Here is a 13,086-nt window from a genome sequence, read left to right on the forward strand (position 1 = left end):
CGTCGCGTTGAGAACTCCCCCAAGCCCGAATTGCCGCAGTATTCGCAGCACGAGTCGGGGGCACAGCTGTGAGTGCTGCGCCCCCGAACAACGGGCCTAAGTTCGCGACGCTATGCCTGGGCGTCGTCCTTCTTCGGCGGCACATAGTCAACGTTCGCTTCCTTACGCTGTGCCGGGGTGATCGGAGTCGGCGCACCAGTCAACGGGTCGGAACCGCCGCCAGCCTTCGGGAAGGCAATGACGTCACGAATCGAGTCGGACTTGGCCAGCAAAGCACAGGTCCGGTCCCAGCCGAACGCAATGCCACCGTGCGGCGGCGGTCCGTACTTGAAGGCGTCCAAGAGGAAACCAAACTTCTCCCGCGCTTCCTCTTCGCTGATACCGAGGGTTTCGAAGACCCTCTCTTGTAGCTGGCCATCGTGGATACGGATCGACCCTCCACCCAGCTCCGTACCGTTGCAGACGAGGTCGTAAGAATACGTCAGCGCTTCGTCTGGGGACTCGGTGAACTTCTCGACCCACTCTGGGTTCGGTGACGTGAACGGGTGATGGACCGAAGTCCAACCACCCTCGTCGGTCTTTTCAAACATGGGGAAGTCGACAACCCAGCAGAAGGCCCAGGCGTCTTGGTCAATGAGGTCGCACCGTTGACCGATCTCTAGACGCGCCGCGCCAAGCAGCTCCTGCGCCTCCCGCTTGTCCGGAGAAGCCGCGAAGAAGACCGCGTCGCCTGGCTTGGCACCAGCGGCGGCGGCGAGGCCGTCCAGGTGCTCTGCGGACAGGTTCTTGGCAACCGGACCCTTCGGCTCGCCTGTCTCCGCGTCGAAGAGGACGTAGGCCAGGCCCTTTGCTCCACGCGCCTTGGCCCACTCCTGCCAGCCGTCCAGCTCCTTGCGCGTTTGAGAGGCACCACCTGGCATGACCACGGCCCCGATGTGGCCGCCCTTGGCCAGCGCTCCCGCGAACACACGGAACTCGGTGCCTTGCAGGAACTCGGTGAGGTCGACCAGCTCGTTGCCGAAACGCAGGTCCGGCTTGTCCGAGCCATAGCGGTTCATCGCGTCCAAGTAAGTCAGACGCGGCAATGGAGTCGGAAGGTCATGGTCGGCCAGTTTGCTCCACAGTTCCTTGACGATCGCCTCTCCCAGTTCGAGGATGTCCTCCTGGGTGACAAACGAGGCCTCGATGTCCAACTGAGTGAATTCAGGCTGGCGATCCGAACGGAAGTCTTCGTCGCGGTAGCAGCGCGCGATCTGGTAGTAGCGTTCAAAGCCCGCGACCATAAGCAGTTGCTTGAACAGCTGTGGCGACTGTGGCAGTGCGTACCACGTTCCCGGCTGGAGACGCACGGGGACGAGGAAGTCGCGCGCGCCCTCCGGGGTGGAACGAGTCAGCGTCGGCGTCTCGATCTCGGCGAAACCCCGGTCGTGCAGCAGGTTGCGCGCGATCAGATTGGCCTCGGAACGCAAACGCAGGGCCTTCGTGGGTCCTGAACGCCGAAGGTCGAGATAGCGGTGACGCAGGCGCACATCTTCACCGACCTCGACATGGTCGTCAATGGGCACCGGCAGCGGTTGCGAGATCGACAAAACGGTGACCTCATGCGCTGTCACCTCGATGTCGCCAGTGGGAATGTCTTTGTTTTCGTTGCCCTCCGGTCGGCCGGAGACGGTACCGACGATTTGCACACAGTATTCGTTGCGCAGGTCGCGAGCCGCTTCGGCGGCGGCGTCCTCCCGGAACACCACCTGCACCGTGCCAGAAGAATCTCGCAGGTCGATGAACTCCACCCCGCCGTGATCGCGCCGACGAGCCACCCATCCGGCAAGGGTGACTTTTTGGTCAACGTCAGCGGAGCGCAATGCTCCGGCAAGATGAGAACGATACACGAGTTCCTGCTCCTTGGCAGTTGGAGAAAATTGACCTTTGTCGCAGCGTCCGCCGGTACACGACCGGTTTCCCGACGCTGACCAACAGTGTGGCAAACGTGCCCCACAGGCCGCAATTCTATAATGCGGCGTTGCCGATCAATCACACCGCCAAGCGCCACGTTCCCTATGCCATCGATAACCCAAGACGCTTCAGGAAGTGGTGGCGAATCCGAGCATCCGCGTCACCACCTGTTGAAACTGGCGAACCTCCAGGATGAGATCGTCCGCTTCTTGTCGAGTAACCACACCGGGGACGCCGGACTGGGCTCGGACTCGTTTACGAGCGGTCAAGGTGAAGAAGCTGGCCCACTCCCCCAGCTCAGGGGCGACTGATTCCAGTAGCGACCACGTGTCGGTGAGCGGGGCAACACGGCCGGGCGAACAATCCTCTCCCGAGTGCACCACTAGCACGGCCGCAGCAGCGCGAAGCGCCGCCAAGTGAGCCGTCGCGTATCGCAACCCCGGGTGAGAATGTTCTGCGGCGGCGGCAAGTTCCTGGCGGGAGAACCGCAGCAACTGCAACGGTGAACGGTCGGGAAGTCGAGTGGCCGACAACCGCACAGGGCGACGGCGCGTCTGAGTCGGTATCCGACGAGTATGTGCTGACATGATGTGTTGTCCTTCCCCGCCGGATGGTGCTCCGGCGACTGAGCAAGAACCCGTCAACAGCCAATAAACCAGGAGGGTATGACATTTCTTCGTGCATACGTACTGACCAGGCGTTTCGGCAGGTGACGTCGCGGTCGCGCGCGGTAGCCAATGCGGCGCGGCGACCACCTCGTTGGAAGATGCCGCACGGTCGAGTCGAGGAATCGGTTGGCCGTCGGCTTGGGTCGGGATAGGAACACTTTTCGAGCCCACGCGTCGCTAAGAGAGCTCCATCAGCTCAGCGAACCTGATCAGCCTGCCCTCCTTAGCCGCCTCAAGTTGTCCAAGCGGCGGAGAAGGTCGGTGGCCAGAGGTTGCGCGGAACCAACATACGCGAAGCTACGTGGGCGGCTTCATCTCACATGTCTAGGTCACTCCATTGCGGTTGCGGTTGTTCACCCGCAACGCAGTGTGCACCACAATCACCAGTTGGAGCAACCCCAAGGTTGACACGAGCAACCACGCGGTCGCCGTCACCGTCACGACGCCGGGCAACCAGGTTGCCAGCTCAGGGCCCCCAGCAATGGCCACCACAGCCGCAGCCGCGAAACCAACTCCGGCCAAGGTGGTCCGCACCGCCCGTTCGCCAAGTGTGAGCATGCCTAGGTGACTCAGGCCAACCTGACGGGCACGGGCTCGCGTATAGGAGTACATCCAGCACGCAGCGCCCGAACACACAACGATCCAGCCGGGAACGCCCATGACCCATAGAGCGGACAACCACGCGGCCTCGGTGAGACGTTCGACCAAGGGGGCGAAGACCAACGCCCGCCGGCTGATGTCCTCGGAACGAGTGGCCAGGAGAAGAAAGGCAGAGTCGCAAATGGCGACAATGCCCACCAAAGGAAGGATAGCCACGAGTGCGGGCCCGCCAATATAGGCGAGCATGGGCACGGGCAGTGAGGCCACTAGCGATACCCAGACCACAGTGCCTGGTTCAACGCCCGTGGACAGTATCGCCCGGCCCATCAATGAATCTGCTGGCACTCGCGAGCGCATGGCATATGTTTTAGCAGAAGCCATCGCCGGTGTCGATACAGCACTGGTCACAAGTGACTCACCAACTTCGCTTGCGGTGAAACGAGATTCGCCCAAACTTTGCGGGTGGAGTCGGAGTGATTCAGGGTGATGAAGTGAATCCCTGGGGCACCTTCCGCGATAAGTTTCTGGCTCAACTCTGTTGCTACCTCTACACCTATCGCACGTACCGCCTCAGGGCTGTCGGCTTCCCGACGCAGTCGCTGTGCCAGTTGCGGCGGAAAGCCCATTCCGGTGAGTTGAGCGAAACGTTCGATCTGATTCACATTCGTTACCGGCATAACACCGGGCACGATGGGAATGTCGCAGCCGGCGGCCACCACTGCGTCGCGCAGGCGCACGTAGTCTTGCCAATCGAAAAAGATCTGCGTGATCGCGAAGTCTGCCCCCGAGCGGCATTTTTCCACGAAGTGGCGCACATGCGTGTCCCAATCCGGGCTTCGCGGGTGCCCTTCTGGGAACGCGGCCACGCCCACGGAGAAATCACCCGAGGACTTGATCAACTCGACCAGCTCGCGGGCATGGAGGAAGCCCTCCGGGTGCTGTACCCACCGACCCTGCGGGTCGCCAGGGGGGTCTCCCCGCACTGCCAGGATGTTGCGCACCCCGACGTTGACAAAGTGGCCAATAAGGTTACGCAGCTCGGCGACCGAGTGATCAACGGCGGTGCAATGCGCCAGCGGTAGCAGCGTCGTCTCGGCTGCGATTCGATCCGTCGTCTCCACCGTTGTGGCCCGAGTCGAACCCCCAGCCCCATAGGTGACCGAGACATAGTCGGGGCGCAATGCCTCCAAACGGCGAATACTTCGCCACAGCGTCGCCTGTCCCTTTGGCGTCTTCGGCGGGAAGAATTCGAACGAATAGCGCACCGGGCCACGCCGCAGCAGGTCACCGATCGCCGGGGTGTTGTGGGGAAGGACCGAAGCGGTACCGAGTGTCATGGATTCACCTTACGAAATGAGACGAAAGTGGTCTGAGTGGCGGGAATACCCACCCATTACGTGAGACGACGACTCAAGGCTTAGGGTCGAGTCTGTGGAAGCTGCCAAACTAACAACCCGCGTCGAAGCCGAGCTCGAGGTATTTCTCGCCCGTCAGCGGGACATCATCGTCCAAATCGACCCGGTCCTCCAAGCTTACGCCGACGCGGTGGCAGATTACGTCCTGCGCGGCGGCAAAAGAATGCGCCCAACATTCGCCTACTGGGGATATCGCGGGGCGGCAGGTGTCGATTGCCCTGAGGTCGTACGCGGGGTTGCGGCATTGGAGCTGCTACAGGCGGCCGCGCTGATTCACGATGACCTCATTGACGACTCCGACACGCGCCGCGGCCAGCCGTCGATTCACCGGCGTTTCGAAGCACTGCACCGGGACAAAGGCTGGTACGGCCAGGCAAAGCACTTTGGGTCCTCGGCCGCCATACTGCTTGGCGATTTGTGCTTCGTGTGGTCGGACGAAATGTTCACTAGCTGTGGAATGCCCATGGACGTACTCATCGACGCCAGAGGCGACTTCGACCTCATGCGGACTCAAGTATCGGCTGGGCAATACCTAGATGTTCTGGCCGGGGCGCGCCGCGACACCAGCGTCGACACGGCGGTGAAAGTGGCACAGTTCAAAGCCGCGAAGTACACCGTGGAGCAACCGCTGCTCATCGGGGCATCGCTCGCTGGCGCGCCTATGGAGTTGCGTCGTCACTACAGCCGCCTCGGCCTTGCGCTGGGAGAGGCGTTCCAGCTGCGTGACGACGTACTGGGCGTCTACGGTGACCCACGGCAAACCGGTAAACCGGCAGGCGACGATCTGCGAGAGGGAAAGTACACCTATCTGGTCGCCAAAGCGTTCGCCAATGCCGACTCCGACCAAAAACAGCTCTTGGAGTCGCGGTTGGGTGATCGTGAACTCGATGCCGGAGCCGTCGAGAATCTGCGCGGAGTCCTCATTGACACCGGCGCTCTGAAAGCCACTGAAGACCGCATCGAGCTACTAGCGCAGGAGGCTCGTGAAGCCCTGCTCGAGGCACGTTCCGCCCTCACCGCCGATTCCGTCCCAGTCTTCGAGCAGCTGCTCGATGCGGCTGTGCAACGCAACGGGTGACAGGAGGGCCGCAGCCCAAGTGAGGACGCTCCCCGGCCGGTACTTCTTATGCCCCAATGCACCTTTTCGGATATTTTATCCGTCACCTGTGTGGGTTCATCCAGTGAGCGCCCAGTGTCTCCACGTCACCGTTTTCGTTGATCCCTGCGGTGGGAGTACATCGATCGCCGCTGGGAGGCACCCATGTCAGTTTTCGGCACGTTGGGCCGGGAGATCACCGGAGCCACACGGTCGTTCATCTACGACGTCCGTACATCAGGGCGATTCCGAACTGTCGTCACCTTGACTTTGGCCGCCGTGGCCTCTGGCATTGTCCTGATCGCCTTTACGATGCGTGGATTGGGCGGGATCGACGGCCCAGTGCCGGACCAACGGGACAGCGCCCACATCACCAACGGCTGGGGACAGATCGACTCACGCATCGTGGATCAACAAGAAAGTGACGAAGGCGCACCGCCCGCACCTTCTCCAGACGATGTCTCCACTCCTGCGCCGTCTACTCCGTCCTCGGCGGATACCTCGTCAGCCCCCAGTGGTTCCTCGTCTCCGCCCGACCGCATCTCTGAGTCCGGTACGCATCAGCCCGATGAACTGATACCCGTTCCGACCAGTTCGACGACACCGCCGGACGATGACGACGATGGGGACGATGACGGGGACGACGATGACGGGGACGATGATGATGAGGATGATGGCGGAGACGATGGGGACGACGACGATGACAACGGCGGCAAGCAGGATTAGCCTGCCTTCGGTCGGCTGCGGAGACATCGTCATTGATCAGGGGTAGGCCTACTATCCACGAATTGTTTAGCGTGGCCCCAACGGCCAATGGCCCCGGCAAAGGAGCCCGCGACCATCCATGGGACGGCAGCTTCATCGAATCCGGGCTCACCGCTGAGTTGGGAAATTGACCTGTGGGTGCGCCGGTGGTGCCGTGACCTAGCCACGGCACCACCGGCGCACCCTCGACCATTGCTCCGTAGCTTGGGCGATAACCCAAAGTTCCCACAGGCACTTCTCGTCGTCCCGTTCTTCACACTCGGGGTCAAGAACCGCTTTTCATCATTTCGAACGAGCCCGTTGCGATCGACAGCAACTCCGGGGTCAAAGTCTGCTCATCCAACAGCGCGGTGGAATTGTTAACCATGGCCACGACGATGTACCCGTCGCCATCGGTGTCGATACCAAGGTGAGTGTGCGCGTAGACGCCGGGCTCATTACCCCCTTTGAACCACAGTGTCGACCAGTCCTCCGCAGCCAGCTCCAGGCCTCCATCATGAACCGACATCGCCGAGTTAACCTCCTCGCTTTCCCCAACCATCGCCACGTAGGCGGCGCAAATGTCCTCAGGGGAGAAAAACCATTCCAGGGTGTCAATAGCGCGGGGTTCGGCGGTCCAGGCAAGAATGTCCGCGTCAGCTGGAGTGTCAAGCGCCTCAAAGGAGTCGAGGAACGCTTCTTTCTCCGCGGACGACGAATTCACATACGCCTCGAGGGCAGCTGGATAGTCGTTGAGTTTCAAATCAAAGAACACCCGCGTGTCGATCAACGGCAGGTTCGGATCGGCATCCGCAGCAATTGCCGCGACTTGAGCTTCTACCGCGTCACGCCCAAGGAGATCAATAAGCATGTCGGTAGCGGTGTTATCGCTGATGGAAATCATCAATTCGGCGGCCTGATAGACAGTAACGGTCTCACCGGCTTGCCGATCTTGAAGCTCTCCGGAAGGGAGACTACGAATGTCCTCGGTGATTTCGATGTGGTCATCCCAGGTGATGTCCCCAGCCGCGACGGCTTGCTCAACAGCGTGCAACACAAATATTTTGAATACCGAACCAACTGGTTGCATGATGGCCGCGGAAGATTCGTGTACAGCCTGACATTCTCCCTCGTCGATGTCCGCGGCGAGGAAACCGACGTTCTCGCTATCGGCGGCAATGCTGTCTAGGCGAGCATCGACCTCGTCCCAACTAGTCGGGCTAGCGGGGAGATCCATATCATCGGGAGGAAGGAAGAGCAGGGTCTCAATCTTGGAATCGGAATCGATTTCGATGATGATGTGAAAATCCCCTGTGCCATGGAAGGCTTCGGCCCGCAAGCGGCTGGGTTCGTCATCGAGAATGTCGGTAACGATGGTTCCCCGCATATCGCTCATGATGGGGTTAAGATCGGCCACCGGGACTTGGTCCAAGAACGTCTGGGCGAAATGTTGTTCGGCTTCCTCCTTCTCCAGTGGCAGCGATTCCAATTTGTCCAGGTACCACTGGAGTTTCTCTCCCACGGGGGTTTGCGGAATGTCCACCGCCACAGGCTCATCACCGCCGGTGTCGCCATCATCGGATTCCGCACCGCCCGAACAGGCAGTCAAGGCCAGTGTCACAGCGAGGACAGCGGCGAACAGCATCCGCCATCGGGCCAGTCGAGCGTGGTCGCGCATGTGAGTCCCTCGAAGCAAGATCGAGCGGGCCGCAGCCCCAAGCCGCTGATACCCGCTGGTAGCAATGGTGAGTCTCCACCATATGCGGCACGATCTGGCCTCGACGAGCCCCCATCGGGTTACTGATGGTTCGGCTCCTCGTGGCTAGTGTTCCTCTGACCGACTGGCTGCGGGTTCTTCTTTGCGCGCAACCGGGCCAGTTCCTCCCGGATGACCGCCAAGTTGCGTTTGCTGGCCTGCACGTCCGGAGCTTCCTCGGGATCGCCTGAGGAGCGTTGTACACGGGCCAGAGACTCTCCCAGGGACACCAGTTCGCGCTGCAACTGAGTCAGTAGCGAGCGACCGTCTTTGCCCAACTCCTTCTGGATTGCCTTGCGCTCCTGCAAACGGCTTCGCAGGGATCTCATCGAGGTCAGTTCGTCGGTGCTGATGACCCACTCGGGCTGATTGGACATGGTGTCGACGAACCAGCGCCACTCCCGTCGCGCGGCCGCCGAATACAACAGAACGAACAAACCTAGAATGATCAGGCCTTTTCCATAGGTCAATACTAGGATGAGGCCCGCGTTGAGGTCGGGGGCGAAGGGCAGATTCCACAGGGCGTGCATCGCCATGGAGAGAACGAACAAGCTACCGGCGACAGCGGCCCTCTGAGCGGTACTGCGCCGCCGCTGAGTCACGAAGTAGGCGATGCCCAGCCCCGCGACCGCACTGTAAAGAGGATGAGACCAAGGCCCAGCCACAGCGATGCGAATGATGGTGGCGCTGAGGGCTCCTGCCCAGTCGGAGTTGGGATTGATAATCGCGAAGTTGACCGCGTAGGTGACGTTTTCGACCACCTGGAAACCTAGGCCAATGAGCGCCCCGTAGATCAGACCATCCATGGGGCGGTGGAAGTGTTCCCGCACGATGAGCACGAGTAGCACCACCCCCAAAGCCTTAAACCATTCCTCGTTGATGGGCCCGGCGATCGCTGGCCCCCAGGTTCGAGCCCAGTCGGAGCCAAAGTTGGCCGCGAAGACGATCAGGGCCGAATTGTTGGCCATCATGGACACCGCGATCGAGGCAATGGCGCCCCACAGGAAGGCTGCCATACGCACAGCCACCGGCTCGCGCTCGAACAAATCCAGCCGGGCAAGTACCCACCAAAACGCCGCTGCGAGGGCGCCGTTGATAGCGATGGAAACCCACAGCGCACCGGCAATTTGGTCGAACGATGGGCCGAGTACCCCGCCGATATTGATGAGACCGAAAACGAGAAGCCCGGCAAAGAGCCAGAAAGCCGGACGGCGCACCCGCACGAAAGCGCCTTGGCTCTCAACGATGATGCGTTCGGTATGGACGGTCACTTGACCTCCAAGAGCATTGAGTCAAGGAGGCGTTCGAGTTCGGTCATCCCTTCGTCGAGGCGCCCGGCGGGCGCTAGGGCGATAACGGTGATAGCCCCGCGAGCCCGGGCGGCTTGATCATCGCCCGATCCGTTGCGAAGAACGACGATGGCCCCGGACGTAGAGCGGCCTACGAGGTCAGACCAGTACCCGTCAAGCTGCGCGGTGTGACTGCGGTAGGGGTGCGGGCGGGAGGCGATGACCTGGGTGTTGTTGGCGACTACGTTGTCGCTACGACGTTCCATGAAGCGTTCCAAGTCGTTTACTCCCGCGCTGACTTGGACGGTGAGGGTGATAGAGCCCCGCCGAATGGTGGCTTCGGCAGGGGACACACTGACGTCGTGTTGCCAACCCGAGGAGGGGATGGCGAAGCTCAGTCGGGCCCCATCTTCGGGGTAGGAATTCACGGTGATCATGCTGCCGCGTGGAGCGGCTTCGGACAGTTGGGAGGCTCCCCGCTCGAGAAAGGTCCAGAACATGATGGGAATGGCGATGGCCAACGCCACGGCCACCGCTGGCCAGGTGCGCCCCTGCTCCATCCCGAATCGGTTGAGTCGGACGGTCGCCTCTGCCACGCATTCACTCCCTCCGTGGGTCTACCTAGTCGATCGCTGGGGCCACTTCGGGTTTTGCCTCGAAGTGGCCCCTTCGTCGCGTTTCATTGTGGCTGGAATCCAGAGGGCTAGGTGGGCAAACGGCGTACTTTACCGACGGGCGGAACACGTTGGAGGAGTTTGAACGCAAATGAAGGAAGAGCGGCTAAAAGCCGCTCCTCCTTCATGCCCATCCGGGGGCGAGAAAAGTATGTAGTTTGTATAAAGTCTGGCTTCAGCTTACAGCAAGCGCTGCACCCATCCGTGGCGGTCCTCAGCCCGGCCGTGTTGCAGGTCAAGCAAGGTTTGACGCAACTGCATGGTCAACTTGCCAGCCTGGGCTTTCGAGATGGTGAAGTCCCCATCTGCTTCGCGCACGGTTCCCACCGGGGTGATGACAGCGGCGGTGCCGCAGGCAAACACTTCGGTGAGCGCTCCCGAGTTGGCGTCCTCACGCCAGCGGTCGAGGCTGTAGTCGACTTCACGCACTTCCCAGCCTGCTTCCCCAGCGAGACTGATGATGGCGTCGCGGGTGATGCCAGGCAAGATGGTGCCGAGCTTGGGAGTGTATATGACTTGGTCGTTCTCATATACGAAGAAAAGGTTCATGCCTCCCAGCTCATCGACGTACTTGCGTTCGACCGCGTCGAGGAACACTACTTGATCGCAACCGTTCTCGATCGCCTCGGCCTGCGCCGCAAGGCTGGCCGCGTAGTTGCCGCCGCACTTGGCAGTTCCGGTACCGCCGGGGGCGGCCCGAGTGTACTCGCGGGAGACCCAAATGGTGACAGGCTTGGGCCCAGATGCGAAGTAGGCTCCGGCCGGGGAGGCGATAAGCGTGTAGAGGAATTCCTTCGCCGGGCGCACGCCTAGGAACGCTTCGGTGGCGAACATGAATGGCCGCAGATAAAGACTGGCCTCAGCTTGAGTCGGGACCCAGTCCTTGTCGACGCTTACCAGTTGTTTGATCGACTCCATGAACAGATCTACCGGCAGCTGCGGCATGGACATGCGCTTGGCCGAGGCATTGAAGCGACGAGCGTTGGCTTCGGGTCGGAAGAGGCCGACTCCGCCATCGTCATAACGGTAGGCCTTCATGCCTTCGAAGATTTCCTGGGCATAGTGCAGCACCGAGGCGGCGGGGTCCAAGGTGATCGGGCCATAGGGCTCAACCTGCGGCTCGTACCATCCTTTATCCACGTGGTACTTGATGGTCACCATGTGGTCGGTAAAGAGACGACCGAAGCCCGGGTTTGTGAGGAGCTCGGCTCGCTTCGCCGCGTCAGTGGCGTGGGGATGGGGTAGCTGCGTGAAAGTCGGCAGTGCCTCAATCGTCATCTGGCAAGCTCCTTCAGTCGTCAATAAGTGCGGCCCGGAATGTTGTTCAACAGGGCACAGGTCCAACGTACTGGGCCGAAGCCGCAGGAGGGGATGCATTCGGTGCCGAGTGATTCGGCGGATGCTCTGGCAGCGCCTGGTGAACTAGCTTCCGATCACACCCTAACTTACCGTTCGTTAAGGTTGGAGAAAACCGCTACTGCCTACCTGCGGATTCACCCTGGCAGTGGCGGCCTTCACTTCCTGTTCCACCATCGAATTCGCTAGGGGTTCCCTTTCGCGCCCAAGCAGCGATTCCCACAAAGTCACATTCGCTTCTCGACTGCGGCGGCGACCCGGTCACCCACTTCGGCGGTGCGCACCGGCTGGCCGGGCTTACGGTCGGCAAGTTCGGCCGCACACGCACGGCGCACGATGTCGGCGTCTTCGGCTCGACCTAGATGGTCGAGCAACATCGCGGCCGAAATGATGGCGGCGATAGGGTCGGCAATTCCCTGGCCGGCGATATCGGGGGCCGATCCATGTACGGGCTCGAACATCGACGGATAGCTTTGATCAGGGTTGATGCAACCGGAGGCCGCCAGGCCGATGCCACCGGTAATCGCGGCGGCGATGTCGGTGAGGATATCGCCAAACAGGTTGTCGGTGACGATGACGTCGTAAGTTTCGGGCCGGTCGACCATAAACATCGAAGCCGCGTCGACGTGTTGATAGTCAGTTGTTAGTTCAGGAAAGTCTCGGACAACCTCATCGAAGGTACGCTGCCACAGGCTACCCGCGTTGACCAGCACATTCGTCTTATGCACGAGGGTAAGACGCTTGCGTTCCCGCAATGCGGCCAGCTGGCAGGCATGGCGCACGACCCGCTCCACCCCATAGCGGGTATTGAGGCTCTCTTCGGTTGCCACCTCAGCAGAGGTGCCACGCTGGACTACTCCCCCGGCTCCGGCATAGAGTCCTTCAGTTCCCTCCCGGACGACCAGAAAATCGATCTCTCCGCTCTTGACTTCTGCCAGCGGGCTGTTGACTCCAGGCCAAAGCCGCGCTGGCCGCAAGTTGACATACTGGTCGAAATCGAACCGCAGTTTCAACAGCAATCCGCGCTCCAAGATGCCCGGCCCAACGCTGGGGTCGCCGACGGCACCTAGCAATATCGCGTCGTGATCTGCCAGCTCAGCTTGTACCGATGCGGGCAAGGCTTCGCCAGTACGGGCGTAACACCGGGCACCCAAGTCGAACTCGGTCGCGGTGTGATTGGGGAGGGCAACCTCGAGAACTTTTTGCGCCTCGGAAATCACTTCGCGTCCGATACCGTCTCCGGGGATTACCGCAATGTTGTGCACGAGGCTGCCGCCCTTTCCTGCTGAAGTTTCTCTCGTTCGCGGGAAGCGTGCACGGCGGCCTATCGACCGGATGGTTCGCGTCGGTCATCGTCTTAGGAAGAGCCAGTGTCTGTGCGGATTCGCGCACGCTTCCGGGTACGCGGGGCCTGTCGTGGGCCCGCAACGTCACGAGGCCACATTACGTGGCCTCCGCGAAGGTTAGCGCAACCATCCCGCATAGCGAAAGCCGTCTCCCAATATGTGAACACGGCAACGCATGGCCACAGGTGA

General features: G+C 61.0%; 11 protein-coding genes. 2 read left to right on the plus strand and 9 right to left on the minus strand.

Annotated elements, in window-relative coordinates; translation table 11 throughout:
• Positions 1–110: 110 nt before the first annotated feature.
• The 4 genes from aspS to metF form a co-directional block, all read right to left on the minus strand.
• Positions 111–1,889, minus strand: a complete 1,779-nt coding sequence (gene aspS, locus JQS30_RS08635; protein WP_213169890.1) for an aspartate--tRNA ligase — start codon at positions 1,887–1,889, stop codon at positions 111–113.
• A gap of 192 nt (positions 1,890–2,081) precedes the next feature.
• On the minus strand, positions 2,082–2,540 hold the full coding sequence (locus tag JQS30_RS08640; protein WP_213169891.1) for an SAV_6107 family HEPN domain-containing protein: 459 nt from the start codon (positions 2,538–2,540) through the stop codon (positions 2,082–2,084).
• 405 nt (positions 2,541–2,945) lie between these two features.
• The gene (locus JQS30_RS08645; protein ID WP_213169892.1) at positions 2,946–3,488 is read right to left on the minus strand and encodes a hypothetical protein; all 543 of its coding nucleotides are present in this window, start codon (positions 3,486–3,488) and stop codon (positions 2,946–2,948) included.
• Positions 3,489–3,625: 137 nt separating this feature from the next.
• On the minus strand, positions 3,626–4,558 hold the full coding sequence (gene metF, locus JQS30_RS08650; RefSeq protein WP_213169893.1) for a methylenetetrahydrofolate reductase [NAD(P)H]: 933 nt from the start codon (positions 4,556–4,558) through the stop codon (positions 3,626–3,628).
• 94 nt (positions 4,559–4,652) lie between these two features.
• On the opposite strand from metF, the gene JQS30_RS08655 reads away from it, so the two are divergent.
• Positions 4,653–5,714 (plus strand): polyprenyl synthetase family protein, encoded by a 1,062-nt coding sequence (locus JQS30_RS08655; RefSeq protein ID WP_213169894.1) that lies wholly within the window; start codon positions 4,653–4,655, stop codon positions 5,712–5,714.
• A 183-nt stretch (positions 5,715–5,897) separates the two neighbouring features.
• Positions 5,898–6,458, plus strand: coding sequence for a hypothetical protein (locus JQS30_RS08660; RefSeq protein WP_213169895.1), 561 nt, complete (start codon positions 5,898–5,900; stop codon positions 6,456–6,458).
• Between the two features lie 304 nt (positions 6,459–6,762).
• Here the strand turns inward: JQS30_RS08660 and JQS30_RS08665 are convergent, their stop codons facing one another.
• From JQS30_RS08665 to JQS30_RS08685, 5 genes are all read right to left on the minus strand, one after another.
• Positions 6,763–8,154 carry a serine hydrolase gene (locus JQS30_RS08665; RefSeq protein ID WP_213169896.1) on the minus strand — a complete coding sequence of 464 codons (1,392 nt, stop codon included), beginning with the start codon at positions 8,152–8,154 and terminating at the stop codon, positions 6,763–6,765.
• 119 nt (positions 8,155–8,273) lie between these two features.
• Positions 8,274–9,503 (minus strand): PrsW family intramembrane metalloprotease, encoded by a 1,230-nt coding sequence (locus tag JQS30_RS08670; RefSeq protein ID WP_213169897.1) that lies wholly within the window; start codon positions 9,501–9,503, stop codon positions 8,274–8,276.
• Complete coding sequence (locus tag JQS30_RS08675; protein WP_213169898.1) at positions 9,500–10,117, minus strand: hypothetical protein; 618 nt, start codon at positions 10,115–10,117, stop codon at positions 9,500–9,502. Before JQS30_RS08675 ends, JQS30_RS08670 begins: the two co-directional genes overlap by 4 nt.
• Positions 10,118–10,375: 258 nt before the next feature.
• Entirely contained in the window at positions 10,376–11,473 is a 1,098-nt protein-coding gene (locus JQS30_RS08680; RefSeq protein ID WP_213169899.1) for a branched-chain amino acid aminotransferase, read from the minus strand.
• A gap of 305 nt (positions 11,474–11,778) precedes the next feature.
• On the minus strand, positions 11,779–12,816 hold the full coding sequence (locus tag JQS30_RS08685) for a 3-isopropylmalate dehydrogenase (protein ID WP_213169900.1): 1,038 nt from the start codon (positions 12,814–12,816) through the stop codon (positions 11,779–11,781).
• Positions 12,817–13,086 lie beyond the last annotated feature (270 nt).

It is taken from the genome of Natronoglycomyces albus (assembly GCF_016925535.1).
Classification (GTDB): Bacteria; Actinomycetota; Actinomycetes; order Mycobacteriales; family Micromonosporaceae; genus Natronoglycomyces; species Natronoglycomyces albus.

Excerpts from the sequence above, each read along its gene's own strand:
- JQS30_RS08680 (WP_213169899.1), bottom strand. The coding sequence starts at position 11,473 with ATGACGATTGAGGCACTGCCGACTTTCACGCAGCTACCCCATCCCCAC.
- metF (WP_213169893.1), bottom strand. The coding sequence starts at position 4,558 with ATGACACTCGGTACCGCTTCGGTCCTTCCCCACAACACCCCGGCGATC.
- JQS30_RS08640 (WP_213169891.1), bottom strand. The coding sequence starts at position 2,540 with ATGTCAGCACATACTCGTCGGATACCGACTCAGACGCGCCGTCGCCCT.
- JQS30_RS08660 (WP_213169895.1), top strand. The coding sequence starts at position 5,898 with ATGTCAGTTTTCGGCACGTTGGGCCGGGAGATCACCGGAGCCACACGG.
- JQS30_RS08665 (WP_213169896.1), bottom strand. The coding sequence starts at position 8,154 with ATGCGCGACCACGCTCGACTGGCCCGATGGCGGATGCTGTTCGCCGCT.